The organism is Methanoculleus sp. UBA208, assembly GCF_002498065.1.
Classification (GTDB): domain Archaea; phylum Halobacteriota; class Methanomicrobia; order Methanomicrobiales; family Methanoculleaceae; genus Methanoculleus.
The window spans coordinates 1-23,632 of the sequence record NZ_DAFZ01000037.1 but is presented as its reverse complement, the minus strand read 5'-3'; the positions used below and the strand labels follow the sequence as shown (position 1 = coordinate 23,632).

23 protein-coding genes are annotated in these 23,632 nt (G+C 65.0%); 12 read left to right on the top strand and 11 right to left on the bottom strand.

The features are described 5' to 3' along the window. Positions 1–248 precede the first annotated feature (248 nt). Complete coding sequence (thiC, locus tag BRA62_RS03250) at positions 249–1,541, bottom strand: phosphomethylpyrimidine synthase ThiC (RefSeq protein ID WP_292364780.1); 1,293 nt, start codon at positions 1,539–1,541, stop codon at positions 249–251. A 25-nt stretch (positions 1,542–1,566) separates the two neighbouring features. Between thiC and BRA62_RS03245 the strand changes: the two genes are divergently transcribed. The 3 genes from BRA62_RS03245 to BRA62_RS03235 are packed head-to-tail and all read left to right on the top strand — an operon-like array spanning position 1,567 to position 3,165. Continuing rightward, positions 1,567–2,169 (top strand): MBL fold metallo-hydrolase, encoded by a 603-nt coding sequence (locus BRA62_RS03245; RefSeq protein ID WP_292364778.1) that lies wholly within the window; start codon positions 1,567–1,569, stop codon positions 2,167–2,169. Further along, positions 2,162–2,617, top strand: coding sequence for a GIY-YIG nuclease family protein (locus BRA62_RS03240; protein WP_292364776.1), 456 nt, complete (start codon positions 2,162–2,164; stop codon positions 2,615–2,617). The genes BRA62_RS03245 and BRA62_RS03240 overlap by 8 nt, the downstream gene beginning before the upstream one ends. Further along, complete coding sequence (locus tag BRA62_RS03235) at positions 2,614–3,165, top strand: flavodoxin family protein (protein WP_292364775.1); 552 nt, start codon at positions 2,614–2,616, stop codon at positions 3,163–3,165. The genes BRA62_RS03240 and BRA62_RS03235 overlap by 4 nt, the downstream gene beginning before the upstream one ends. A gap of 136 nt (positions 3,166–3,301) precedes the next feature. On the opposite strand, the gene BRA62_RS03230 is transcribed toward BRA62_RS03235, so the two are convergent. Continuing rightward, the gene (locus tag BRA62_RS03230) at positions 3,302–3,463 is read right to left on the bottom strand and encodes a DUF1328 family protein (protein WP_292364774.1); all 162 of its coding nucleotides are present in this window, start codon (positions 3,461–3,463) and stop codon (positions 3,302–3,304) included. 125 nt (positions 3,464–3,588) lie between these two features. Further along, positions 3,589–4,692, bottom strand: a complete 1,104-nt coding sequence (cofH, locus tag BRA62_RS03225) for a 5-amino-6-(D-ribitylamino)uracil--L-tyrosine 4-hydroxyphenyl transferase CofH (protein WP_292364796.1) — start codon at positions 4,690–4,692, stop codon at positions 3,589–3,591. Between the two features lie 103 nt (positions 4,693–4,795). Here cofH (BRA62_RS03225) and BRA62_RS03220 point away from each other — a divergent pair, with 103 nt between their 5' ends. After that, on the top strand, positions 4,796–5,113 hold the full coding sequence (locus BRA62_RS03220; protein ID WP_292364772.1) for a YunC family protein: 318 nt from the start codon (positions 4,796–4,798) through the stop codon (positions 5,111–5,113). A 19-nt stretch (positions 5,114–5,132) separates the two neighbouring features. Here BRA62_RS03220 and cofH (BRA62_RS03215) read toward each other — a convergent pair whose 3' ends face one another. Together cofH (BRA62_RS03215) and BRA62_RS03210 are read right to left on the bottom strand one after the other, a co-directional pair. Further along, a complete protein-coding gene (cofH, locus tag BRA62_RS03215) occupies positions 5,133–6,221 on the bottom strand; it encodes a 5-amino-6-(D-ribitylamino)uracil--L-tyrosine 4-hydroxyphenyl transferase CofH (RefSeq protein WP_292364770.1) in 1,089 nt (362 codons plus the stop codon). A gap of 28 nt (positions 6,222–6,249) precedes the next feature. Continuing rightward, entirely contained in the window at positions 6,250–6,918 is a 669-nt protein-coding gene (locus BRA62_RS03210) for a S26 family signal peptidase (RefSeq protein ID WP_292364768.1), read from the bottom strand. Between the two features lie 116 nt (positions 6,919–7,034). Between BRA62_RS03210 and BRA62_RS03205 the strand changes: the two genes are divergently transcribed. The 5 genes from BRA62_RS03205 (at position 7,035) to BRA62_RS03185 (ending at position 15,188) form a co-directional block, all read left to right on the top strand. Next, positions 7,035–8,438, top strand: coding sequence for a DNA-directed DNA polymerase II small subunit (locus BRA62_RS03205; protein WP_292364766.1), 1,404 nt, complete (start codon positions 7,035–7,037; stop codon positions 8,436–8,438). Between the two features lie 89 nt (positions 8,439–8,527). Beyond that, the gene (locus BRA62_RS03200; RefSeq protein ID WP_292364765.1) at positions 8,528–10,552 is read left to right on the top strand and encodes a sodium-translocating pyrophosphatase; all 2,025 of its coding nucleotides are present in this window, start codon (positions 8,528–8,530) and stop codon (positions 10,550–10,552) included. A 98-nt stretch (positions 10,553–10,650) separates the two neighbouring features. Next, on the top strand, positions 10,651–11,592 hold the full coding sequence (locus tag BRA62_RS03195; RefSeq protein WP_292364763.1) for a magnesium transporter CorA family protein: 942 nt from the start codon (positions 10,651–10,653) through the stop codon (positions 11,590–11,592). A gap of 398 nt (positions 11,593–11,990) precedes the next feature. Further along, on the top strand, positions 11,991–13,880 hold the full coding sequence (gene acs, locus BRA62_RS03190) for an acetate--CoA ligase (protein ID WP_292364761.1): 1,890 nt from the start codon (positions 11,991–11,993) through the stop codon (positions 13,878–13,880). Positions 13,881–13,886: 6 nt separating this feature from the next. After that, entirely contained in the window at positions 13,887–15,188 is a 1,302-nt protein-coding gene (locus BRA62_RS03185) for an L-lactate MFS transporter (protein WP_292364759.1), read from the top strand. Here the strand turns inward: BRA62_RS03185 and BRA62_RS03180 are convergent. The 3 genes from BRA62_RS03180 to BRA62_RS03170 are packed head-to-tail and all read right to left on the bottom strand — an operon-like array spanning position 15,172 to position 16,843. Next, the gene (locus BRA62_RS03180; RefSeq protein ID WP_292364757.1) at positions 15,172–15,636 is read right to left on the bottom strand and encodes a ribonuclease III domain-containing protein; all 465 of its coding nucleotides are present in this window, start codon (positions 15,634–15,636) and stop codon (positions 15,172–15,174) included. The two genes, BRA62_RS03185 and BRA62_RS03180, sit on opposite strands and share 17 nt — an antisense overlap. A gap of 10 nt (positions 15,637–15,646) precedes the next feature. Then, positions 15,647–16,132 (bottom strand): peptidylprolyl isomerase, encoded by a 486-nt coding sequence (locus BRA62_RS03175; protein WP_292364756.1) that lies wholly within the window; start codon positions 16,130–16,132, stop codon positions 15,647–15,649. Between the two features lie 39 nt (positions 16,133–16,171). Then, positions 16,172–16,843 carry a DUF5714 domain-containing protein gene (locus tag BRA62_RS03170; protein WP_292364754.1) on the bottom strand — a complete coding sequence of 224 codons (672 nt, stop codon included), beginning with the start codon at positions 16,841–16,843 and terminating at the stop codon, positions 16,172–16,174. A gap of 228 nt (positions 16,844–17,071) precedes the next feature. Here BRA62_RS03170 and BRA62_RS03165 point away from each other — a divergent pair, with 228 nt between their 5' ends. The 3 genes from BRA62_RS03165 to BRA62_RS03155 all read left to right on the top strand — a co-directional run bounded on the left by BRA62_RS03165 (position 17,072) and on the right by BRA62_RS03155 (position 20,042). Next, positions 17,072–17,761, top strand: a complete 690-nt coding sequence (locus BRA62_RS03165) for a nucleoside-triphosphatase (protein ID WP_292364751.1) — start codon at positions 17,072–17,074, stop codon at positions 17,759–17,761. Positions 17,762–18,147: 386 nt separating this feature from the next. Continuing rightward, the gene (locus tag BRA62_RS03160) at positions 18,148–19,242 is read left to right on the top strand and encodes a FecCD family ABC transporter permease (RefSeq protein ID WP_413789242.1); all 1,095 of its coding nucleotides are present in this window, start codon (positions 18,148–18,150) and stop codon (positions 19,240–19,242) included. Next, complete coding sequence (locus tag BRA62_RS03155; RefSeq protein ID WP_292364747.1) at positions 19,239–20,042, top strand: ABC transporter ATP-binding protein; 804 nt, start codon at positions 19,239–19,241, stop codon at positions 20,040–20,042. Before BRA62_RS03160 ends, BRA62_RS03155 begins: the two co-directional genes overlap by 4 nt. A 21-nt stretch (positions 20,043–20,063) precedes the next feature. On the opposite strand, the gene BRA62_RS03150 is transcribed toward BRA62_RS03155, so the two are convergent. From BRA62_RS03150 to BRA62_RS03140, 3 genes are read right to left on the bottom strand one after another with little or no spacing between them, the layout of a single operon-like run. Continuing rightward, a complete protein-coding gene (locus tag BRA62_RS03150; RefSeq protein ID WP_292364745.1) occupies positions 20,064–21,800 on the bottom strand; it encodes a radical SAM protein in 1,737 nt (578 codons plus the stop codon). Between the two features lie 2 nt (positions 21,801–21,802). Next, positions 21,803–22,444, bottom strand: a complete 642-nt coding sequence (locus BRA62_RS03145; RefSeq protein ID WP_292364743.1) for a class I SAM-dependent methyltransferase — start codon at positions 22,442–22,444, stop codon at positions 21,803–21,805. A 7-nt stretch (positions 22,445–22,451) separates the two neighbouring features. Further along, positions 22,452–23,540 (bottom strand): ABC transporter substrate-binding protein, encoded by a 1,089-nt coding sequence (locus BRA62_RS03140; protein WP_292364741.1) that lies wholly within the window; start codon positions 23,538–23,540, stop codon positions 22,452–22,454. Positions 23,541–23,632: the final 92 nt, after the last annotated feature.

The following is a 23,632-nucleotide window of genomic DNA, read 5'->3' as shown; positions in this document are numbered from 1 at the left end:
GGGGGCGGGGGGGGGGGGGCCGGGGGCGCCCCCCCCCCCCCCCCCCCCCCTGTCCCCACCCCAAAACGTGATACCCGTGGAAAGCCGTGAACGGGTATGTATAATAGTCAGAGTAGTTCTACTGCAGGTGTAGAATACGGAGCTGATTTGCTCGTAAGTTGCGTGGAAACTCTACAATATTAAGGATAAGGGGTTTTTGGGGCTCTATGCACAAGAATTTGAGAGAGAAATTCTGAAGGGTCACCCTTTCACCGCTCCATCCGCTCTTCCGGCGGCGCCTTGAGGATATCCCGCACCATCTTTACGGCGCAGAGGTCGCCGCACATCGAGCAGGTCTCGATCTCCCCGTCGCGCTCGTGGATGCGCCGGGCCTCCTCCGGGACGAGCGCCGCCTCGAACTGCTTCTCCCAGTCGAGCGCCCGGCGCGCCTCCGCCATCCGGATCTCGCGGTTCTTCGTGTGGGCGGCGGCGCGGGAGAGGCTCCCGACGTGCGCCGCGATCCTCGCCACCCGCGTCCCCTCCACGATGTCGCGGAGGTCCGGCAGCGCCAGGTGCTCGCTCGGCGAGACCATGCAGAGGAAGTCGGCGCCGTGCATACAGGCGATCGCGCCGCCGATCGCCCCCACGACGTGGTCGTAGCCCGGCGCCACATCGGTGACGAGCGGGCCGAGCAGGTAGAGCGGAGCACCGTCGGTCAGTTCCTTGATCATCCGGACGTTGTAGCCGACCTGGTCGGCCGGGATATGCCCCGGCCCCTCGATCATCCGCTGCACCCCGGCGGCGAGCGCCCTTTTTGCAAGGTGGCCGAGCGTCAGGTACTCGGTCGTCTTCGCGAGGCGGCCGGCGTCCACGAGCGCGCCCGGGCGCATCCCGTCGCCGAGGCTCACGACGACGTCGTGCTCGGCGAGGATCTCGAGCAGGTAGTCGTACTCGGCGTAGAGGGGATTCTCCTCACCCGTCGCGGCCATCATCGCCACGTGGAACGCCCCGCCCCTGCTGACGACGCCCATCGTCCGGGGGTCGGCCCGGAGCGACGCGAGGGCCTGGCGGTTCACGCCGCAGTGCAGCGTCAGGAAATCCACGCCCTGCCGGCAGTGCTCCCGGATAACCTTGAACAGCAGGTCGGCGTCGACGTCCGCGGCAGCCCCCGCCCGCCGGACCGCTTCATAAACGGGGACCGTACCGACGGGCGCATCGAGTTCGAGGATCCGGCGCCGGATACGGGCGAGATCGCCGCCGGTCGAGAGGTCCATCAGCGCGTCCGCCCCCTCCCGGAGGGCCGCTTTCGCCTTCTCGACCTCGAGGTCCTCGTCGCACCGGGTGCCCGACGTCCCGACGTTCACGTTGACCCGCACCCTGCAGCCCTCCCCGATGGCGCAGAGCCGGTGCGGCCGTACGGGGTTCGCTGGAATGACAATCCGGCCGCGGGCGACGGCCCGCGCGGCGGCGTGGGGGGCGAGATCCTCTTCCCGGGCGATCGTCTCCACCTCAGGAGGAACCCCGCGCAGGCACGCGGAGATCAGGGTATGCATAAGAACCATTTGCCCGGAAGCCATATTAGTCTGCATGCCAGTCCGGTGGATCACGAGCGGCACGACTTACGCCAACTCGTTCGTTTACGGAAACGTCCTTATCGACGCGGGCGTTCTCCCGATGGCGGTGGAGCCGTATGCCGGAACGATCGAGACGATCATCATTACCCACGCCCACTACGACCACATCGCTCATATCCGGGAGATTGCCCGGCTCTGCGATGACGCCGCCGTCTGCATCCACGAGGCGGACGCGCCCGGCCTCGTCGACGACACCCGGAGCCTCGCGATGCTCTTCGGGGCCCGGTCGCCCGGCGTCGTCCCCGACACCGTCCTCCATGATGGCGACCGCATCGGTGACCTCCGCGTGATCCACACCCCGGGACACACGCCGGGCGGGATCTGCCTCTATGACCCGGAGGCAAAACTGCTCTTCTCGGGGGACACCGTCTTTACGGGCGGGTCCTTCGGCCGGTACGATTTTCCAGGCGGGGACCGGACGACACTCGCAGCATCCATCGAGCGCCTCAGCACGCTCGCCGTCGAGGGCCTCTACCCCGGGCACGGCGAGCCGGTCGCCCGCGGCGGCGGTAGACATATCGCGGCTGCCCGGGAGGCGCTCCGGTTCTATGGATAAAGGAATCTACGCCCTGATCCTCGAAAACTCCAATTGCGCCGTCCGCGTCGGCGCCCTCGGGGCAAGGGAGTTCGCGCCGGGTCGGCACATCTACGTGGGCTCCGCCCGGGGGAGCGGCGGCCTTGCCCGGGCCGGGCGGCACGTGAGGCTCGCCCTCCGTCGCGACCGTCCTCCCCGGTGGCACATCGACTACCTCCTCCTCGACCCGCACTTCGCCCCTGCCGCCGTCGTCACCGCCGCGACAGACCGGGACTGCGAATGCGACCTCGCCCGCGCCGTCGGCGGGGCGTCCGTCCCCGGGTTCGGGTGCAGCGACTGCGCCTGCCCTTCGCACCTCTTCCACCGTTCCGGCGACCCGGTCCCGGAGATCCTCGCGGCATTCCGGAGCCTGGATCTGGATGCCCGGATCACAAGAATCAAGAACGAGGCGAGCGAGCATAGGGTATGAATGTTCTCGGTATCTCCGGAAGCATGCGCAAGAACGGCAACACCGCGCTGCTGGTCACCACCATCCTCGACCGGGTGCGGGAGGCGGGCATCGAAACCGAGTATCTCTCGCTTGCCGATATGGATATCCGGCCCTGCACGGGCTGCGAAGCCTGCCGGGAGGCGAAGTGGTGCGTAACGGAGGTTGACGACTGGAGCAGTGTGGCGGAGAAGATGATCGACTGCGAGGTGCTGGTCCTCGGCGCCCCGACCTACTACTACGACATCAACGGCCAGACGAAGAACCTGATCGACCGGACCTACTCCCTCTTCCACGACAGGAGGCTTTCGGGGAGGAGAGCCGTCGCCGTCGCCGTCTGCGCCGATCGTGGGGGCGAGCGCTCCCTCGAGACCATTGAGGGGTTCTTGAACGCCCACGAGTTCTCGTACCTCGGTTACGTCTGCGGCAGGGGCTATGCGCCGGGAGATATCCGCAAAGACGAGCAGGCGATGAAGAAGGCCGTGGCGGTTGCGGATACGATCGTCAGGTACCTCCGGCCGGAGGACTGATAACCGGGATCCCCACACAATTCCAGTGACCCCCTCTCAGGGCCACGTTCCTCTCAGCCTTCGCGAGCAGCGTGTCTCAGGGAAGGGCGGGGTATCCCTCTGCCGGCTGCCCGCTATCTCCCCCGCCCGGCTGCCGTCAGAGCAGCAACGATATTATCGCGAGGATTATGAAGATGATGACCAGCCACTTCGCGATCGACATCGACATTCCTGCAACGCCCCGTGCCCCGAGTATGGCGAAGATAAGCGCCAGTACGAAGAAGAGGATTGCAAGACCAACAAGGCCACCGCCTAACATATACCATTCTCCTCCCAATCGCCGGCATCAGGCCGGCGTTGAGGAGCCACAATCTATTTTTGGATATTTATAATTATCCGGAGATGTTATGGATCCGGGCAAATCGATCCGGCCCTTCCCGAAGATCAGCCGGGAAGGAGAGTATAGATCGTCGTCCGCTGCCGGAGCGTCCGCCCGAGGTCCGCGGCCATCCGCCGCATCTCGGCCGGATCCAGGTACTCGGTGTCCCGGGCGCCCGCCTCCCGGGAGATGCTCTCTTCAAAGAGCGTTCCTCCAAGGTCGTCTGCGCCCGAGAGAAGCGCCATCCCCGCCATCTTCGTCCCCAGCTTCACCCAGGAGGCCTGGATGTGATCGAAGTTGTCCAGAAAGAGCCTTGATACCGCAAACATCAGGAGATCCTCCCTGCCGGTCGCCCCGGGCCGGGCGAGCCCCGCGCGGTAGAGGGGAGTATTTTTGTGGATGAACGAGAGGGGGACGAACTCGGTGAACCCCCCGGTCTCGTCCTGGATCTCGCGGAGGACGCTAAGATGCCGGGCGCGGTCCGCCTCGCTCTCGCAGTGGCCGAACATGATCGTCGCTGTCGACCGGATGCCGAGACGGTGCGCCTCCTTGATGATCCGGACCCAGGTCGCCGTGTCGATCTTGTCAGGACAGATCACAGCACGAACATCGTCCACCAGGATCTCCGCCGCAGTCCCGCAGAGGGTTCCGAGTCCTGCGGCCTGCATCTCGATGAGCACTTCACGGGTGGAGAGACCGCTCTTTTGCGCGGCATAGGCCACCTCCATCGGGTTGCTCGCGTGGATATGTACTCCCGGAGCCTCGTCCCGTATCCAGGCATAGACGTCGACGTAGGACTGGGCGTCGAATTCGGGGTGGAGGCCGCTCACCGTGCAGATCTCGGTGACGTTGCGCTCACGCGCCTGCCGTGCCTTCTCCCGCACCGCGGCCTCGCCGTAAAAGAAGGTGTCGGCATCGCCCGGTTTGCGGGAGAACCCACAGAACCCGCAGGCGTTCACGCAGAGGTTGGTGACGTTGATGTTCTGGTTGCGGACGTAGGTGACGACGTCGCCGACTTTGCTCTCGCGAAGTTCGTCCGCGGCGGCGGCGATCTCCCAGACTCCCCGGTCGCGCGTCGAGAGGAGGCGAACGGCCTCCTCCTCCGTGAGCCGGTGGCCGGCGAGCACGTCTTTGAGCACCTGTCTCAGTGGCGGCGTCATGCACCTCATCCCTGATGCGATACGTTGATCTGGCACGGGCAGGACAAGAACCTTCGGGCGCGCCCGAGGGTGGTGCATACACTTATCAGTTCCCGGGAGTATCCCGCTGGTCATGGCTGAACAGATCCTGTGCCACCAGCGGACGCGACTGAGCTACAAGGACGCGTACGGATACGTCATACCGATCGGCGAGAGCACCAGCCTGATGGCCTGGGTGACCGACGAGGGGATGATCGGAACCGACGGGTTCGATATCGAGGCGCTGGCAAACGTCGGGGTTCCCGCGGCGATTGTCGGCGTCTCAGAAGAGTCCACGCTCGACAGCCTCGACGACCTGATGGATGCCGAGGTGAGGGCGGCAAACCTCCCGGCGGTGCAGCGCCGCATCGAGATCGGGATGCCGGGGAGGGAGGCCCTGAACAGGATGTGACGCGGCCTATCCCGGCTGGCTATACCAGCTCGTAGGTCGTCGTCCGCTGGCGGAGGGTCCGCCCGAGATCCTCGGCCATCCGCCGCATCTCGCCCGGGTCCAGGTAGTCGGCGCCCTCGCCGCCGGCATCCGTGCTGACGTCGTCGCAGAACATCGTCCCGCCGAGGTCGTCGCCGCCTGCAAGAAGCCCGAGCTGCGCCGTCTTCGTCCCGACCTTGCCCCAGGAGATCTGGATGTGGTCGAAGTTGTCCAGGAAGAGACGCGCGACCGCAAAGAGCAGGAGGTCCTCGCGGCCGGTGGCGCCCGCAGGCGCGAGGCCTTTTCGGTAGATGGCGGTGTTCTCGTGGAGAAAGGAGAGCGGAACCAGTTCCGTAAATCCGCCGGTCTCGTCCTGGATCTCGCGGAGGATCGAAAGATGCCGGGCACGATCGCTCGCGCTCTCGCAGGAACCGTACATGATCGTCGCCGTCGAGCGGAGGCCGAGACCATGCGCCTCCCTGATGATCCGGACCCACGTCGCCGTGTCGCACTTGTTCGGGCAGATCACCCGCCGGACGTCGTCGACCAGGATCTCGGCCGCGGTCCCCTGCAGGGTGCCGAGACCCGCATCAAGCAGGCGATCGATCGCCTCCGTTGTCGAAAGACCGCTTCGTTTCGCCGCCCAGGCGATCTCGTCCGGGCTCGCCGTATGGATGTCCACGCCGGGCGCCACCTCCCGTACGCAGGAGATGAGGTCGACGTAGGAGTCGAGGGTGTAGTCCGGGTGGACGCCGGAGAGCAGGCATACCTCGGTGACGTTCCGGGCCGCGGCCTGGCGTGCCTTCTCCCGGATAGCATCCATTCCGTCGCAGAACGCCTCAGGATCGTCCGCCCGGCGCCCGAATCCGCAGAACCCGCAGAGGTTCTTGCAGATGTTGGTGACGTGGATGTTCTGGTTGCGGACGTAGGTGACGGCATCCCCTACCTTCCGCTCGCGGAGTTCATCTGCGGCGGCGGCGATCTCAAGGACGCCCCGGTCGCGCGTCGAGAGGAGACGGACGGCCTCCTCCTCCGTGAGCCGGTGGCCGGCGAGTGTATCATCGAGCAGGTCGTGCAGCGTTTGCGGCATCTTAGACAACTCTTTTGTAATTCTGGACTTATTCCTCTTTCTCTTTGCGCCGTGCAAGGACGAAGTCGTGGATGAGGATGAGGAAGATGACGACGACGGCGAACTCGGCAAGGTGCAGGGGCAGGTAGCCGATGAGCGGCACCGCGACGAGGGCTTTGCCGACGATCCACTCCTTCTTCACCGGCTCGATCACCCCGATGCCGGAGATCCGGAGGTTCGGCTGGTCGGTGTAGGGGTTGTTATCCCCCCTGGTGATGTAGCCGCCGTGCGGGTCATCGTAGTAAGCCCCGAGTCCCGACTCAACTACGGCGGCGGTATCGACGTAGGTTATCGCCCGATGGATGATCGGGTGGACGGAGTCGGCGCCGTTCGGGCGGTAGACGATCACGTCGCCGTAGTTCCCGAACGACGATTGACCCGTCCGCTGCCCTTCGGCCCAGGTCGTCAACCCACCGAACCGGTCCTCGTCGACGACGAGCACCAGGTCGCCGACGTTCATGTTCGGGACCATGCTCTCCGACTCGATCGTGACCACCGCCGGCCAGGTGCCCGCGAAGAGGTAGAGAACAAGGGCGATACCCCCCACGACCGCGGCGACCCAGAGGAGGTCACGGGCGAGCGAGACGATCGGGCGGTCGCTCTCCCGGAACGCTCGCATGGCCGATACTGCACGCTGCAGCCAGGTGGTATCCGACATCTGTTCTAAAGAGATTGCTATCCTTCATATACATAGGTTCTCCGCGACACCCGGACGTGATGTGGAACGCGAAAAAGATAAACCCATATTGCCGGGAGGAGAATATCTTGGAGTCCATGCTCGCCAACGCCGAGATCGTACGCCGGTTCCTTGAGCTGAAACGTCAGGTCCATCCCGACGTGGTGAGTTACATCCGCGAGCAGAACGACCCGACGCTCATCGACCGGACCGCGGCGGGGGTCCCCGCCGGCATCCCGGTCATCTTACCCGAACATATCCCGGGCCTCAAGAAAGTCCGGGACGGGACGCGGTTCCTGGTCGACCCGGAACTCGAGGTGATCATGGGGAGCGCCGGGACCACGGGGAGCGTCAGCGGCCACGAGGACGCCGTCCACTACTTCCGGAACCGCTACAACTGCCTCTCTTCGATGATCCGGAGCCGGATGACCACGATGCCGATCGAGGCGCTGGTGAAGTCGCCCCACCGCTACCGCGACGAAGAGTGCAGCATCATCGGGATGGTGGCCGACGTCCGGACAACCGCAAAGGGGCACCGGCTCGTCGAGGTGGAGGATCCCACCGGGGCGATCCGGGTGCTCTTCAACAAAGGGAAGGACGACTCGTTCGCGGAGGCGGAGCGGATCCTCCCCGACGAGGTGCTCGCGGTCAAGGGAAAACTCTCAAGCGACGGCGGCCTCTTCTTCGCCGAACACCTCTTCCGCCCGGACGTCCCCATCAACAACGCCCCGTTCAAGAGCGACCGGCCGGGCAAAGCGGTCCTGATCTCCGACGTGCACGTCGGGAGCGACACCTTCCTCGAAGAGGAGTGGAACCGGTTCGCCGACTGGCTCCAGGACTCGGATGCCGGCTACCTCCTGATCGCGGGCGACCTCGTCGACGGGATCGGGATCTACCCCGGCCAGGAGAACGAACTGACGATCAAGAACATCTACGAGCAGTACGACGTCTTTGCGGAGATGCTCCGCGATCTGCCCTCCCGGATCCGGATCGTCGCCGCACCGGGGAACCACGACGTCGTCAGGATGGCCGAGCCGCAGCCCGCGATCCCACCGGAGTTCACCGGGAAGTTCCCGGCAAACTGCACCCTCGTCGAGAACCCCTGCCTCTTAAACCTCCAGGGCGTCCGGGTCCTGATGTACCACGGCCGGTCGATCGACGACATGATCGGGCTCATCCCGGGAGCGAGTTACGAGCGGCCCGGCGAGATCATGGACGAGATGCTCAAACGCCGGCTGCTTGCCTCTCCCTACGGCATGCGGACGCCGATAGCCGCAATGAAGAACGACCGGCTCGTCATCGACCCGCTCCCCGAGATCCTCCTCACGGGGCATGTCCACATCTGCGGCGTCACCCGCTACCGGGGCGTTCTCGGGGTGAACACCGGCACCTGGCAGGCTCAGACGGCGTTTCAGAAACAGATGAACATTCACCCCACTCCTGCGCGGGCGTTCGTTGTCGACCTCCAGACACTCCAGCCGGAAGTGCTGGATTTTAGTTAAATTTCCATCAGATCCCCCGGATCTTTTCCGCATATTTAAAAATGTTGAATCCCTCTGTATATGGTACTCAATCGGAGGAATGCAAAGAGATGGATCTTGTGTATCTGGCACCCATAGGTGCCATCCTTGCTCTCCTGTTCGCCGGATACTCATTCATGAGTATCCGGCGGGAGGGGACGGGTACTGAACTGATGCAGAAGATCGCTGCCGCCATCCACACGGGGGCAATGGTCTACCTGAACAGACAGTATCGTGCCATAGCAATATTCGTCGTCGTACTTGCCGTCGTACTTGCTATCTGGATTAACCCCCTCACCGCCGCCTGTTTCGTGCTCGGTGCGGCGCTCTCGGCGACCGCCAGCTACATCGGCATGTTCACCGCCACGGCCGCAAACGTCCGGACGACGAACGCCGCACGGCGCGGGATCGCGGATGCGTTCAAAGTCTCGTTCGCGAGCGGTTCGGTCATGGGCATGGCCGTGGTCGGGCTCGGGCTTCTCGGGCTTTCGGTCGCGTATGTGGTCATCAGCACCGTAACCGGGCTTCCCCAGGCCGAGGTCCTCACCATCGTGACCGGGTTCGGTCTCGGGGCAAGTTCGATCGCCCTCTTCGCCCGTGTCGGCGGCGGTATCTTCACCAAGGCCGCGGACGTCGGGGCCGACCTCGTCGGCAAGGTCGAGGCGGGCATCCCCGAGGACGACCCCCGGAACCCGGCCGTCATCGCCGACAACGTCGGCGACAACGTCGGCGACGTCGCCGGCATGGGTGCCGACCTCTACGAATCCTACGTCGGCTCGATCATCGCGGCGATGGTTCTCGGCGTTGCCGTCGCGGCCACGCAATTCCCGAACGCCGCCGTCATGAACGTGATCGTCCTCCCGATGCTCATCGCCGCCGTCGGCATCGTCGCGTCCATCATCGGTTCGCTCTTTGTGCGGACGAACAAGACCGAGAGCAGCGCCATCCACATGGCCTTCAACAAGGGTCTCCTGGCCGCGATGGCCGTGACGGTCGCCGCCACCTACTTCCTGGTGACCCAGCTCCTCGGGGCGGAGTACATCGGCGTCTTCTACGCAGCCGTCGCCGGCCTCGTCGCAGGGTTCGCCATCGGCCTGATCACCGAGTTCTACACCTCCTTTGACCGGAAACCGACGCTCGCCATCGTCAAGTCGACCGAGACCGGGGCCGCGACCACCATCATCACCGGGTTTGCAAAGGGGATGGAGAGCACCATCTGGCCGGTCCTGATCATCTCCGTCGCGATCTTCATCGCCTACCAGGTCGCCGGACTCTTCGGTATCGCGATCGCCGCCGTCGGCATGCTCGCGACGCTCGGGATCTCCCTCTCCGTCGACGCTTACGGCCCGGTCGCCGACAACGCCGGCGGTATCGCCGAGATGTCCCACCAGAAGCCCGAGGTCCGCGAGATCACCGACACGCTCGACGCCGTCGGCAACACCACCGCCGCCATCGGCAAGGGGTTCGCCATCGGCTCTGCGGCGCTGACGGCGCTCGCCCTCTTCGCCGCCTACACCCAGGCGGTCGGCCTCTCGGTCATCGACGTCTCTGTCCCGAACGTCTTCATCGGCGTCCTGATCGGTGCGATGCTGCCCTTCCTCTTCTGCTCCATCACGATGATGGCTGTCGGGAAGGCGGCATACAGCATCGTCCACGAGGTCCGCCGCCAGTTCAAGGAGATCACCGGTCTCATGGAGGGGACGGCCGAGCCCGACTACGCCTCCTGCATCGCCATCTCCACGAACTCGGCGCTGCGTGAGATGATCCTGCCCGGCGTCCTCGCCGTCGCCGCGCCGCTCGCCGTCGGGTTCGTCCTCGGCACCGAGGCGCTCGGCGGGCTGCTCGCCGGCTCGCTTGCGGCCGGGTTCCTCCTCGCCGTCACGATGGCGAACTCCGGCGGGGCCTGGGACAACGCGAAGAAGTACATCGAGCAGGGCCACCTCGGCGGCAAGGGCTCGGATGCCCACAAGGCTGCGGTCGTCGGCGACACCGTGGGCGACCCCTTCAAGGACACGTCGGGCCCCGCCATCAACATTCTCTTAAAGCTGATGTCCATGGTCGCGCTGGTCTTCGCGCCGCTGATCCTGGTCGTCTAATCTTTTCTATTTTTGGCCCGGTGCCCGGGGAGTCCATACCTTCATCCCGCCTGCCGACAACCAGATAGAGTGAGGACTCCCGGAAACGGGTGACAGAGATGTTCCGCATCTATCGCACGGTTGAAGCGGCCCCGGCGCCACGGACGGAGGAGACCGGGCGGTTCGAACCCGGCTCCTGGGTCTCCATGATCAACCCCACCGCAGGCGAGATCGAGGAGGTCTCGGAGAGGCTCTCGGTTCCGGGGGACTACCTCCAGGCGGCGCTCGACGAGGAAGAGCGTCCGCGAACCGAGACCGAGGACGGCGTCACCCTCATCGTCATCGATATCCCGATACCCTACCCCGAACAGACGATCCTTTACACGACGATGCCGCTCGGGATCATCGTTACCCCCGATACCATCGTCACCGTCTGCCTTCGCGACAACCCGATCGTCCAGAACTTCACGAACGGCCGGGTGAAGTTGTTCTACACCTTCAAGAAGACCCGGTTCGTGCTGCAGATCCTTTTTTTGAACGCATCCTACTTCCTCCACTACCTGCGACAGATCGAGCGGATATCCGATCGGATCGGGGCCGAACTGAACCAGTCGATGCGGAACCGGGAACTGATCCAGCTGATGAACCTCAAAAAAAGCCTGATCTATTTCTCGACGTCGCTTCGGAGCAACCAGATCGTCCTCGACAAGACCCTGACGTTCCAGCCGCTCAGGATGTATGAAGACGACACCGACCTCCTCGAGGACGTCATCATCGAGAACAAGCAGGCGATCGAGATGGCGAACACCTACTCGACTATCCTCACGGAGACCATGGACGCCTTCGCCTCGATCATATCGAACAACTTCAACAACATCTTGAAACTCCTCACTTCGATAACCATCATCCTCGCGATCCCCACGATGATTGCGAGTTTCCTCGGGATGAACGTCCCGGTCCCCCTCCAGGATAACCCGAACGGGTTCCTCATCATCCTCGTCCTCTCCCTGATCGTCTCCTCTCTCCTCGCGGTGGCCATCAACCGGAAAGGGTGGCTGTAGGCGGTTTTCCGGGTGCTGCAATTCAGTCCGGGCAACTCCGTTCCTCCCTCACCGACCCTCCCGGTTGCGGGAAAATCTCAAAAAATCCGCGCTCTCTTGCATTCTCCGAATTTACACGAATTCCACCCCTGTTCCAGCAAAACAAAACATTTATAAATATAATATACATTATTGATCATGTTAAATTATACATGATAGATCATGTATGATCCGGGGGCGGTCGTACGGGTGGAGACACCCGGGAGGTACGCTCCCGATATGGACGGTAGCGCGACCACGGGCCGACCGGTCGGAAAGACAACGGACCCGGAGATCAGCCGATTTTGCACGGTGTCGGAACCCGGACGGGTAACGGCCGGAGCAATCCGGCATGATTAATCATGTAAGAGTGTGGGAAGATGGCAGAGACGTTTGCCGTGAAACTGGAAGAGAAACGCTACCTCCCCGACCCCCGGTGCAAGGCGACCGCCTGGACACCGGATTATACACGGGCCTACCAGGACTTCGCGCGCGATCCGGAGACCTTCTGGGACCGGATCGCCCGTGAACTGGTCTGGTTCGAGCCCTGGGACCGGGTCAGGGAGTGGAACTACCCCTACGCGAAGTGGTTCGTCAACGGAAAACTGAACATCACCTACAACTGCCTGGACCGCCACGTCACCAGCGACCGGAAGGATAAGCCGGCAATCGTCTGGCGCGGCGAGCAGGGAGAGGAGCGGGTCTTTACCTACGACGGCCTCTACCGCGAGGTGATGCGGTTTGCGAACGGCCTCTCAAGCCTCGGTGTCGGGAAGGGCGACCGGGTCTGCATCTACATGCCGCTCGTCCCCGAGCAGGTCGTCGCGATGCTCGCCTGTGCCCGAATCGGGGCCGTCCACTCGGTGGTCTTCGGCGGGTTCGGGCCCGATGCACTCGCGATGCGGATCAACGACGCGAAGGCAAAGGTCCTCGTCACCGCAGACGTCGGCTACCGGCGGGGAAAGACCGTCCCGCTCCGGGCGATCGCGGGCGAGGCGCTCACCCGGGCGCCGTGCGTCGAGAAGGTCGTCGTCCTCCGGCGCGAGACGCCGGGCGTCGACCTCGACCCCGCCCGGGAGGTCGACTACGCCGATCTGGCGGCCCACGCCGCGCCGGACTGCCCGGCGGAGGCGATGGACGCCGAGGACCCGCTCTTCATCCTGTATACGAGCGGCTCGACCGGCGCACCGAAAGGCATCGTGCACACCTGCGGCGGGTATGCGGTCGGAACCTACTACACCACCCGCCACGTCTTCGACGTCAAGGAGAACGACGTTTACTGGTGCACCGCCGACACCGGCTGGATCACCGGCCACAGTTACATCGTCTACGGCCCGCTCGCGGTCGGCACGACCGTCGTCCTCGCCGAAGGGACGCCGGACTACCCGGACCCCGGCGCATACTGGCGGCTGGTCCAGGACCTCGGGGTGACGATCTTCTACACCGCACCGACCGCCATCCGGATGTTCATGCGCTACGGCGACGAGTGGCCGGCGAAGTACGACCTCTCGACGCTCCGGGTGCTCGGCTCGGTCGGCGAGCCGCTCAACCCCGAGGCGTTCGAGTGGTACTACCACACCATCGGCGGCGCGCGATGCCCGATCGTGGACACCTGGTGGCAGACCGAGACCGGAATACACATGGTGACCACGATGATCGGGGAGGCGATGAAACCGGGGTTTGCCGGAAAGCCCGTCCCTGGCGCCGTCGTGGACGTGGTCGACAGGACCGGCAACCCGGTCCCGCCCGGCACCGGCGGGTTCCTGGTCATCAGGGAACCCTGGCCCGCGATGCTCCGGACGGTCCACGGCAACGACGAACGCTACTGCGTCTACTGGAACACCATCCCGGGATGCTATACGGCAGGCGATCTCGCGGTGAAGGACGAGGACGGCTACATCATGGTCATCGGGCGGGCCGACGACCTGATCGTCGTCTCCGGGCACAACATCGGGACCGCGGAGGTCGAGAGCACGCTCGTCTCCCACGATGCGGTGGCTGAGGCCGCCGTCATCGGGAAACCCGACCCCCTGAAGGGCAACGTCATCAAGGCCTTCGTCACCCTCCGCATGGGTGCGGACTCAGGTGACGGCCTCTCCGACGAACTTGCCCGCCACGTCAAAAAGAGCCTCGGCCCCGTCGCGGTGCCGGCCGAGATCGAGTTCATGGACAGGCTCCCCAAAACCCGGAGCGGCAAGATCATGCGCCGGGTCTTAAAAGCCCGGGAGCTCGGCATGGACCCGGGGGACATCTCCACCCTGGAGGAGTAACCCCCCATGCCCGACGCACCGGCGATCTTCGGTCTGCCCGCGGAGAAGGGGCGGTGGGGGCTTGTCGCCCTCGGCCTCGTCATCAACCTCTGCCTCGGGAGCATCTACTCCTGGAGCGTCTTCGTCGCGCCGCTTGCGGCGCACTTCGCCGCGGCGCTCGGCCGGGAGGTGACGGCAGGAGAGGTGCTCCTCCCGTTCTCGGTATTCCTCGCCTTCTTCGCGATAGCGATGCCGCTCGCCAGGAAGTACATCGAGCGCTACGGCCCCCGGAAGGTGACGATCGTCGGCGGATTCCTCACCGGCCTCGGGTGGCTCCTCGCCTCGACGGCGACGTCGGTCGAAGCCCTTTACGTCGTCTACGGGGTTGTCGGGGGGCTCGGGGTCGGGATCGCCTACGGGGCGCCGGTCGCCGTGGCCGCCCGGTGGTTCCCGGACCGGCGGGGGCTTGCCGTCGGGCTCACCCTTCTCGGGTTCGGGTTCTCGGCCTTCGTCACCGCGAACGCCGCGGGAGCCCTGATCGCCGCATACGGGGTGATGGCGACGTTCCGCATCTTCGGGGCCGCGCTGATCGCCGTGCTGGTCCTCTCGGCCCTGCCGCTCCGGTTCCCGCCGGAGGGGTGGCGGCCGGCGGGATGGGCGCCTCCCGCACCCGGGGTCGGAACAGCGCCGGTCTGCGAGTGCGACCGCAGCGCAATGCTCCGGACGGGGACGTTCTACGGTCTCTTCGCCTGCTACTTCGTCGGGTGCCTCGCGGGGCTCATGGCGATCTCGATCGCAAAACCGGTCGGGACCGAACTCGCCGGGGTCGATGCGGGGCTCGCGACGCTCCTCGTCGGGTTCTTCGCCGTCTTCAACGGTGCAGGAAGGCCGGCGTTCGGGGGGCTTGCGGACCGGATGTCGGCGCAGAAGACGGCGATGCTGACGTTTGCCCTGATCGCGGCGGCATCCGTCCTGATGTGGCTCGCGCCCGGCGTGCCCGCCTACATCGTCTCGTTCGCCGTCCTCTGGGGCTGCCTCGGGGGCTGGCTCGCCATCGCACCGACGGCGACGGCCTCCTACTTCGGGACGTGCGACTACCCGCGGTGCTACGGGGTCGTCTTCCTCGCCTACGGTGCAGGCGCCATCGTCGGGCCGCAGCTCGCGGGATTCATCCGGACGGCGACCGGGACCTACCTCGGGGTCTTCCCGTGGGTCGCGGCCCTCGCCGCTGTGGGGTTCGCCGTCGCCTGGCTCCTGATGCGGCCGCCGGCCGGCGCCGCGGCGACGGGGGAGGAGAGAGAAGAAGAAGGGGTTACGCCCTCTCCGTGAGCCCGAGCCGCCGGAGCACTCCGGCGGCCGCGTCCATCCCGCCGTCCAGGTAGACGGCGCCGACGAGCGCTTCCAGGCACTCTGCAAGGACCCGGCCGGAGGTCCAGACCGCCTGAGCGGCCTCGCCCTTCCCCCAGCGGACGTAGTCGGCGAGAGCGAGGTCTTCCGCGAGGCCGCGGAGCCGGGTCATGTTCACCAGGTTCATCTTCCGGTTGGTGATCGCGCCCTTGTCGTGCGCCCCGCCCGCGACCACCGCTTCCACGACGACCACGTTGATGACCGCATCGCCGAGTGTGGCGAGAGCGTCCATGTGGGCGCCGGGAGGAAGGCCCGCCTCTAGGGCGTAGGCGAGACGGGTGAGCGCCCGCGTAGGAAGTGCTCGGTCCCTGAAGGTGTAGCCGATCCGCTCCTCGAGCCGGCGTACTCCGCCGGTGTCACCGCTGTTCATGAAAAAGGGGTTACTCCAGAACTTCGGCCTTCTCGATCCGGACGGGGACCGTCGGTTTATCGGCGGAGTTCGTCTTCACCTTCCCGATCTTATCGACGACGTCCATCCCTTCCACCACTTCGCCAAAGACCGGGTGGGCGCTCGGTGTCCGGGGGTCGTCCCAGTCGAGGTAGGTGTTGTCCACCAGGTTGATGAAGAACTGGCTGCCGCCGGTGTTCGGGCGGCCGGTGTTCGCCATGGCGATCGTTCCCCGCTTGTTCGAGTGGCCCTTCACGAACTCGTCGGTGATGGTGTAGCCCGGTCCGCCCGTCCCGGTGCCGGTGGGATCACCGCCCTGGATCATGAAGTTCGCGATGACCCTATGAAAGATCGTGCCGTCGTAGAACCCGGACTTTGCGAGTTTCTCAAAGTTCCCCGCGGTAACCGGCATGTCGTCGTAGAGGCGGATCGTGATGTCCCCCATGGTCGTGTGGAGCACGACTTTTGTCTCTGCCATAATCATTAACTCCGTTATGGTATTGTCCGTCGTTGCTACTTATACTGATGGAGGGCGCGGCACGGACTCCTCACCGGGGTAGAACGGACACTCGTAACCCGTGCAGTCGCTGCTTACGGTCGCGTACTCGCACGCGATATGCTCCGTCACCGGTAGACGGATGCCGCACTTCTCGGCGAGGAACTTCACCGCCTCCCCGATCGCGAGCCACGAATCGCGCTTGCAGCAGCGCGGCCCCCCGCTCACGGCTATCGCCGTGAGGCTCCGCGCCGTCACCTGGTTCGAGAGGGACCACTCCTCTTTTTTCAGCGGGCCGGAGTGCGTAATGAGGCTCATGAAGATCCCGGTGCCGATCGCCGCGCCGCAGGTCCCGTGCGTGCCGCAGAATGCCGGTTGGACGGCCTCGGCCCGTTTTCTCGCCTGCCGGAGGGCCGGTTCCTTCTTCTCCGGGCTCCCACGGTGGTTGTAGTAGGCCGCAAGCAGGACGGCCGGCACCAGGAAGTGGTGCTCCGGGCCGTGGAGGCTGACCTGTGGGTGCCGCATGATCGTGCAGGCGAGGGCGAGCGGATCGGTCTCGGTCGTCGTCAGGCAGACCCGCTCGATCAGGTCGAGGTTCGAGAGCGTCTCCTCTCCCGGCGGCGCCGGCTCCGGCCCCCTCTCACGCGGGGCAAGGTTCTTCCTGCAGGCTGAACAGGCCCTCTCCTGGTTCATGGGCACCCCTGGCACCGGACCCCGCATAAGGGTTGCGGGCCCCGGCGGGATCCACACTGTAAATGTTTCAACGTTAACAAAACCAGTTAGTAAAATTGTTTTATACTCGTGGCCACAATGTATATCCATGTACTCCCGAGCGAACGTCTCCCGGGTTCTCCTCGCGGGAGGGGGCCGGGACACTCCCGTAGCCCCGGACCCGGTCTTCAAAAACGGAGGTCTCCCGGAATGAACCGCCGTGCGCCGGTCTTCATCATCACCGGCGGGCAGGGCCAGTGCAAGACGACGTTCCTGCATCTGGTTCTCGGGCTCATCGTCGGGCTGAACGTCCGGGTCCGCGGGGTCATCGCCCCCGGACACCTGCGGGACGGGCGGAGGTCGGGATTCGCCCTGGTCGACCTCGCCACCGGCGGGCACGAGGAACTCTGCTCGATCGACCCCGACCCGCAGTGCGAGGCTCACGGCCGGTTCTACTTCCGCCCCGTTGGGCTCGCATTCGGCCGCCGGGCGCTCGCGCCGCCGGATCCCTACACGACCGATCTTGTGGTCATCGACGAGGTGGGGAGGTTCGAGCTCCAGGGTGCGGTCTGGGCGGAGCAGCTCGACCGGTTGACCGCGCACCCGCACCCGCCGATGGTCTGGACGGTCCGGCGCAGGCTCCTCGATACGGTCGTCGAACGGTGGAATATCACGAACCCTGTCGTGGTGGACGTCGGGACCGCGAGCGCCATGGCGACGGCGGACGCCGTGATGGATGCCGTCTGGGAGTGGCGCGAAGCACAGACATTCTCCCCGCTCACGGCGGCGCCGGTTCCGGGGGAGCGCATCGCCGCTCCAGCGCTCTTTGCCGATACAGCCGCCGGAGCGCCACGGAGCGCCCCGGTCATCCTCCGGCGGTGCTACGGCCCGGAGGGGTGACGCTCCTGGCCGCGCCTGAATTAGAAGAACAGAACGACAACAGGCACCTGCCGAAAAACCCTGTACATCTCTTTTTCTCCAGTCCGTAAACGAGTTACAAGAGCGCCAATCCGCATTGCCGCACCGACAGATACCGCCAGGCCGCACACATTCGATGCGCTGATTCCGGTCTTCGGTCGCGGTCGAAAATGGTGTTTTACCGAACCTTTTTATCGTCGGTGTAAAGGTTATGCCCTTTACATTGCCATAAAATTAAGTAAAAAAAATAAACATATCCGGTATAGACGGTGTACCGGATGACCCATAGGAAAGAAACGAACATGAAGACCGGGCGGGAGACCGGAGACGTTGCGGTCGGTCTTTTGCGGTCCGTCTCCCGAGAAGGGATGCCAATCCGCGATGCCGTTCTCCGGTTCATCCCGGCGGGCAAGGCTATCTACCTCCTCCCGGCCGCTCTCTTCTTCTTCTCCCTCTTCTTCGGGAGATACATGATGGACCCGGTGGAGACCTTCCGGATCCTCACCGTCGGAACGGCAAACGCGTTCCTCGACAGTGCGTCGTCCCTGCTCTCAACCCTCACCGGTCACCAGGTCCTCCTCCCCTCCTTCGAGCAGACCTGGGGAGCATCGGAAGAGACGGTCGTCTTCCGGATCAGGCTCCCCCGGGTGATAGCGGCGATGCTCGTCGGCGGAGGACTCTCCATCGCCGGGGCCTCGTTCCAGGGCCTCTTCAAAAACCCTCTCGTCTCACCCGATATCCTCGGCGTCTCCGCCGGCGCAGGGTTCGGGGCGGCCATCGGGATCCTCCTCTCCGGCAACCCCATGGTCATCCAGATCTCCGCCTTCTTCTTCGGGATTCTCGCGGTCGCCGTCGCCTACGGCATCGGTCGGACCGTCGGCAAGAGCTCGACTCTTGTCCTCGTCCTCGGGGGGATCATCGTCGGGTCGCTCTTCTCCGCCTTCATATCCCTCACCAAATACGTCGCCGACCCGTACGACACCCTGCCTGCAATCGTCTTCTGGCTGATGGGGAGCCTCTCTGCGGTCGCGAACACCGACATCGCCGCGGTTGCCCCGCCGATCCTTCTCGGGAGCATCTGCCTCTTTCTCGTCAGGTGGCGGATCAACCTCCTCGCGGTCGGCGAAGAGGAGGCGCGGGCGCTCGGGGTGGACACAAAGAAAATGACCGCGCTGCTCGTCATCGCCTCGACGATCGTCACCGCTTCCGCGGTCTGCATCAGCGGGATCATCGGCTGGGTGGGCCTCGTGGTCCCCCACATCGGGAGGATGCTCGTCGGCCCGGACTTCAGGAAACTCATCCCCGTATCGGCCGTTCTCGGGGCATCGTTCCTTCTCGTCGTCGACGATATCGCAAGAACCCTGACCGCAACCGAGATCCCTCTCGGCATCCTGACGGCGCTCATCGGCGCGCCGTTCTTCGCGTATCTCCTGACACGCAAAAAAGTAGGCTGGATATCATGATTCTGAACGTCAACAACGCCTCGTTCTCGTACGACGGCGTCACGAAACAGTTTGAAGACATCTCCTTCTCCCTCGGGAGGGGAGAGGTGCTCTCCCTCCTCGGGAGGAACGGTACGGGGAAATCGACCCTGATCAAGTGCATCTTAAACGTTCTCACCCTCCAGGCCGGGAGCGTGGAGATCGACGGCCGCCGGATCGCCGGCATGCGGCCCGACGAGATCGCACGCGAGATCGGCTACGTCCCCCAGACACACCGCGCCGTCTTCCCGTTCACGGCGTTCGATTTCGCCCTCATGGGGAGAGCCCCCCATATCCCGGCATTCTCGGTCCCGGGCGAGGAGGACTGCGAGAAGGTGGAGGAGGCGTTTGCGCGGGTCGGGATAGCGCACCTCCGGGACAGGTGCATCTCCGAGATCTCGGGCGGGGAGTCGCAGATGGTAATGATCGCCCGCGCCCTTGCCCAGGAGCCGTCGCTGCTCATCCTCGACGAGCCGACGTCGCACCTCGATATCGGGAACCAGATGAAGGTGATCGCGACGATCGACCGGCTGGCCGCCGACGGGATCGCCATCCTGATGAGCACCCACTTCCCCGACCACGGCTTTCTGGTCTCGCACACGGTCGCCATCCTCGAGAACGGCAGGCTGATCGCACGGGGGCCGGCCGAGGACGTCATCACGAAGGAGAACCTGCGGGAGGCCTACGGGATCGACGTCTGTGTCCGCTACGTCGAAGAGGTGGAGCGGATGGTCTGCATCCCGATGAGCCCGTGCGGCTGCCACGGGAGGGAGGAAGCGTAAGGGAGCGGCGCCCCTCGATCCCTATGGACGATAGAACGACCGGTTCCCCGTGATCGCGGCCGCATCGGTCCCGTAGAACGTCCGGTAGAACCGATCCTGCTCCGCGGCAAGGTCAAAGGCAGCCCGCTCCGGGTGGAGGGTACCTGCGATGGCGGAGAGGCCGAGCACCCAGCGGGGGTTGCCGAAGTCCCAGCCCGGCGGAAGGGTGTAGACACGGCTGTGTTCGACGGCGTCGGCAGAGAGCCCCATCCTCCGGCACGCCGTGATGTAATCGGAGGCGGGCGCCGAGAGGAACCCGGATATGAAGATGTACTCAGGGTTGAACGCCGCAAACTCCTCCGGCGTTATGTTGACCCCCGGTTTACCGGCCCGGGCGATCCCGCGGTTGACGGGGTCGCCGCCGGCCGCCTCCACGAGATCCATCTCGAACCGGTCGGCGTTCAGGGCAAAGAGCGGCGACCCCATCGAGTAGTAGACCCGGGGCCGGCGGCAGCCCTCGACCGCCGACGAGACCGCCGCCACCCGGTCGCCGATGTAGCCGGCCAGCCTCTCCGCCGCCCCGGTGCGGCCGGCCCGCTCCCCGAGTTCGCGGACGAGGGCGAGGTAGCCGTCTATTGACTGGATCTTCCAATGAAGGTCGCGGATGTAGTCGTCCCGGATGACTCCCGCCCAGATACGGGCGAGGTCGGCGTCGGACTCCACGCCGAGGCAGACCAGGACAGCGTGAACCATCTCCAGCGCCCGGGTGAACCGGTAGCCGCCCATCATCCCCGGCTCGGCGTACGGCGTCTCCGCGACGCTCCCGGTCACGGGGAGAGAACGACCGCAGGAACACCGGGCGTCCGGCGGGATCGCGATCGTCCGCGCCCCCATCGGCCCGAAGAACTCCCGCCGGACGACCGTCTCCCCGCAGGACGGGCACGCCGTATCGAGGTACCCGGTCCCGGGCGAGTTGAAGAGGTAGACGTAGCGGAGCGTCCGCCGCAGGTCGTCGCAGATCCGCTCCGACTCCGCAATCGTCGGTTCCCTCTCCGGCGGCTCGTCGCCGAACGGGATGAACCGCATGACGAGGAACGGGATGTCGGGAGAGACCTCCGCGACCCGGGCGGCCGCGGCCCGGATCTCGCCGTCATACCCCCGGGAATGGATGCAGGAGACCTCGACATGGACGCCTGCATCGTGAAGGGTCTTCACCGTGCGGAAGGCCGACTCCGCCGAGATCGCGCCGCACGCGCGGTACCGCGCATCGGATGCACCCTTCAGCCCGATGTTCGCGAAGTCGACGACGGGCGCGAGGTCGCGGAGGGCTTCCTCCGTGTAGTAGCCGTTCGTCGCGCACCCGACGAGGAGACCGGCTTCGTGCGCCGCCCGCGCCACCGCGAGGAAGGTCTGGTGCATCGCGGTCGGATCGTTGAGGCAGAACGCTATCCCCCGGCACCCCTCGTTTAAGGCGCGCCCGACCAGAGCACCGGGCGGGATATGCCTGAGGGCCCCGGAGACCGCCTCCGCGTGGAGGGCGATCGTCTCGGATATGCATCCCCCGCAGGAGAAGGTGCACCCGATGCCGCTCGCCTGCAGGAACGTCCCGCAGGGGTGGTAGTGGCACATCGGCATCGTCTCGATCGCGATCGGCATGACCGCGATGTAACGGTCGGGGAACCGCTCGACGATAGCTCCGCCGTCGTTCGTATACATCCTGCACCGCCCAACGCCGCCGGGCGGGACGGCGCATCGGTTCTCGCAGATCGAGCAGCGCATGCTCAGCGCTCCTTCTCCATCACGATCCAGAACCCCGAGTCGTCGCTGACGAGCCGGTGACGGAACCCGAGATCCGCGAGGATCCCGGCGACCCGCTCCCGGTTATCCGTACCGAGGTTCCTGTCCCGGAAACTCCTCCACTCCGGGTTCGCCCTCTCCATCGTGGCCGCGATGGCGTCCCGGAGTTCGGCCGTCCCGAACCCGCCTCCGACGTAGGTCTTCCCGCCGGGCGCGAGAACCCGGTGGATCTCGGAGAAGGCGCGGGGGAGATCCTCCCAGAAGAAGAGTGACCCGCGGCTGACCGCGAGATCGACGGACCTATCGGGAAGCGGGATGTCGTGGACGTCGCCTGATAGAAGCGCGACGCGCCCCGAAAGCCCGGCCTCCCGGACATTCCCTCCGGCAACGGCGATCATCTCCGGGGAGGAGTCGAGGAGCGTGACCGCAAGGTCGCTCGCCTGCGCAAGGGCGATCCCGAGCGACCCGGGGCCGCTGCCGATATCAAGGCACCGGCCGCGGGAGAACCCGCACCGCTCGATTATCTGCTGCGCGATCACCGGGTAGACCGGGGCGAAGATCGTCTTCGCGATCCGATCCATATCCTCCGCCCCGTCACGGTCGAATCTGCCTGGTACGTATCCCATCTTGACCTCAGGGGTTCAGGATATCCCGGATCTGGTCGTCGGAGAGCGATACGTGGATGAAGATCTCGTGGTACTCCCGGACAAGGAATTCGAGGTCCATGTCCCGGAAGAGATCGGGATAGAGTGTCCTGGCGGTCCAGGGGATCCCGATGATCCGGTTGATGCCCGGCGGACGGTCGAACCAGCAGAACGCAGTCCGCGGGATGAGGTAGACCCGCCCGGTCTTCACGGCGGTGATATCCTGCCATAACGGGTCGGCCCTGACCGTGGCATAGAAGTCCGGCTCCGCGGCCAGGATGACTTCAGGGTCCCAGCGGATAACCTGCTCCATCGAGACCTCGGTCATCCCCATCCCGGGCGTGAGCGCGCAGTCTGCAACGTTTCTCCCGCCGCAGAGTTCGATGAGTTCGGCGTGCTGCGAGCCCGTGGGATCGGTCGCGAGCCCTTTCGGCCCCTCGGCGTAGTAGACCCCTACCCGCTCACCGTCGCGGATCGAGGCCACCCGCTCCGTCACCGTGGCGAGGATGCCCTCGTAGAAGGCGATCATCGCTTCGGCCTGCTCCTCCTCACCGAGGAGGCTGCCCATGAACCTGATGGGTCCGGAGTAGCCAGTGGCGTTGACGGTGTCCTCGACGGCGACGACCGGGATGGAGCCCATTTTCTGCTGCCGCTCGGCAACCGAGGCCAGCGCCGCCCCGCCGTCGGTGGTGTAACCCTCGATGACAACGTCGGGGTGCATCGCAATGAACGTCTCGTAGTTGCCGGTCTCTTTCCCGAACCAGCCCCCAACGACCGGGAGCGCCGCGTATCTCTCAGCGGTGTATCCCTTCTCGGGCGCGAAATTCCAGCCTGCGAGCCGGTCGGGTGCGACCATGTAGACGAGGTTCGTCGACGGCGGCGAGGTGCAGAGGATGCTTTCGATCTCCGACGGGACGACGACGGTCCGACCCACCATATCGGTGATTGTGCGGTTCTCGGCAGGGGAGATCGTCCCCTGCGTGGTCGTGCAGGCGGCGAAGGCGCAGAAGAGCACCCCGCAGACGCCGAGGAGGATGAGCAGATGATAACAACGTTCTGTAATGACTACCACGTCCATTCAGTTCTCTCCAGTACGCTCTGGGGAGGTATCGGAGGCTTACGGTACCGTGGTTGGGACGCATCCCTTATTAAAAATAATCATTTAACTTT

Excerpts from the sequence above, each read along its gene's own strand:
- thiC (WP_292364780.1), bottom strand. The coding sequence starts at position 1,541 with ATGGTTCTTATGCATACCCTGATCTCCGCGTGCCTGCGCGGGGTTCCT.
- BRA62_RS03245 (WP_292364778.1), top strand. The coding sequence starts at position 1,567 with ATGCCAGTCCGGTGGATCACGAGCGGCACGACTTACGCCAACTCGTTC.
- BRA62_RS03240 (WP_292364776.1), top strand. The coding sequence starts at position 2,162 with ATGGATAAAGGAATCTACGCCCTGATCCTCGAAAACTCCAATTGCGCC.
- BRA62_RS03235 (WP_292364775.1), top strand. The coding sequence starts at position 2,614 with ATGAATGTTCTCGGTATCTCCGGAAGCATGCGCAAGAACGGCAACACC.
- BRA62_RS03230 (WP_292364774.1), bottom strand. The coding sequence starts at position 3,463 with ATGTTAGGCGGTGGCCTTGTTGGTCTTGCAATCCTCTTCTTCGTACTG.
- cofH (WP_292364796.1), bottom strand. The coding sequence starts at position 4,692 with ATGAGGTGCATGACGCCGCCACTGAGACAGGTGCTCAAAGACGTGCTC.
- BRA62_RS03220 (WP_292364772.1), top strand. The coding sequence starts at position 4,796 with ATGGCTGAACAGATCCTGTGCCACCAGCGGACGCGACTGAGCTACAAG.
- cofH (WP_292364770.1), bottom strand. The coding sequence starts at position 6,221 with ATGCCGCAAACGCTGCACGACCTGCTCGATGATACACTCGCCGGCCAC.
- BRA62_RS03210 (WP_292364768.1), bottom strand. The coding sequence starts at position 6,918 with ATGTCGGATACCACCTGGCTGCAGCGTGCAGTATCGGCCATGCGAGCG.
- BRA62_RS03205 (WP_292364766.1), top strand. The coding sequence starts at position 7,035 with ATGCTCGCCAACGCCGAGATCGTACGCCGGTTCCTTGAGCTGAAACGT.
- BRA62_RS03200 (WP_292364765.1), top strand. The coding sequence starts at position 8,528 with ATGGATCTTGTGTATCTGGCACCCATAGGTGCCATCCTTGCTCTCCTG.
- BRA62_RS03195 (WP_292364763.1), top strand. The coding sequence starts at position 10,651 with ATGTTCCGCATCTATCGCACGGTTGAAGCGGCCCCGGCGCCACGGACG.
- acs (WP_292364761.1), top strand. The coding sequence starts at position 11,991 with ATGGCAGAGACGTTTGCCGTGAAACTGGAAGAGAAACGCTACCTCCCC.
- BRA62_RS03185 (WP_292364759.1), top strand. The coding sequence starts at position 13,887 with ATGCCCGACGCACCGGCGATCTTCGGTCTGCCCGCGGAGAAGGGGCGG.
- BRA62_RS03180 (WP_292364757.1), bottom strand. The coding sequence starts at position 15,636 with ATGAACAGCGGTGACACCGGCGGAGTACGCCGGCTCGAGGAGCGGATC.
- BRA62_RS03175 (WP_292364756.1), bottom strand. The coding sequence starts at position 16,132 with ATGGCAGAGACAAAAGTCGTGCTCCACACGACCATGGGGGACATCACG.
- BRA62_RS03170 (WP_292364754.1), bottom strand. The coding sequence starts at position 16,843 with ATGAACCAGGAGAGGGCCTGTTCAGCCTGCAGGAAGAACCTTGCCCCG.
- BRA62_RS03165 (WP_292364751.1), top strand. The coding sequence starts at position 17,072 with ATGAACCGCCGTGCGCCGGTCTTCATCATCACCGGCGGGCAGGGCCAG.
- BRA62_RS03160 (WP_413789242.1), top strand. The coding sequence starts at position 18,148 with ATGCCAATCCGCGATGCCGTTCTCCGGTTCATCCCGGCGGGCAAGGCT.
- BRA62_RS03155 (WP_292364747.1), top strand. The coding sequence starts at position 19,239 with ATGATTCTGAACGTCAACAACGCCTCGTTCTCGTACGACGGCGTCACG.
- BRA62_RS03150 (WP_292364745.1), bottom strand. The coding sequence starts at position 21,800 with ATGCGCTGCTCGATCTGCGAGAACCGATGCGCCGTCCCGCCCGGCGGC.
- BRA62_RS03145 (WP_292364743.1), bottom strand. The coding sequence starts at position 22,444 with ATGGGATACGTACCAGGCAGATTCGACCGTGACGGGGCGGAGGATATG.
- BRA62_RS03140 (WP_292364741.1), bottom strand. The coding sequence starts at position 23,540 with ATGGACGTGGTAGTCATTACAGAACGTTGTTATCATCTGCTCATCCTC.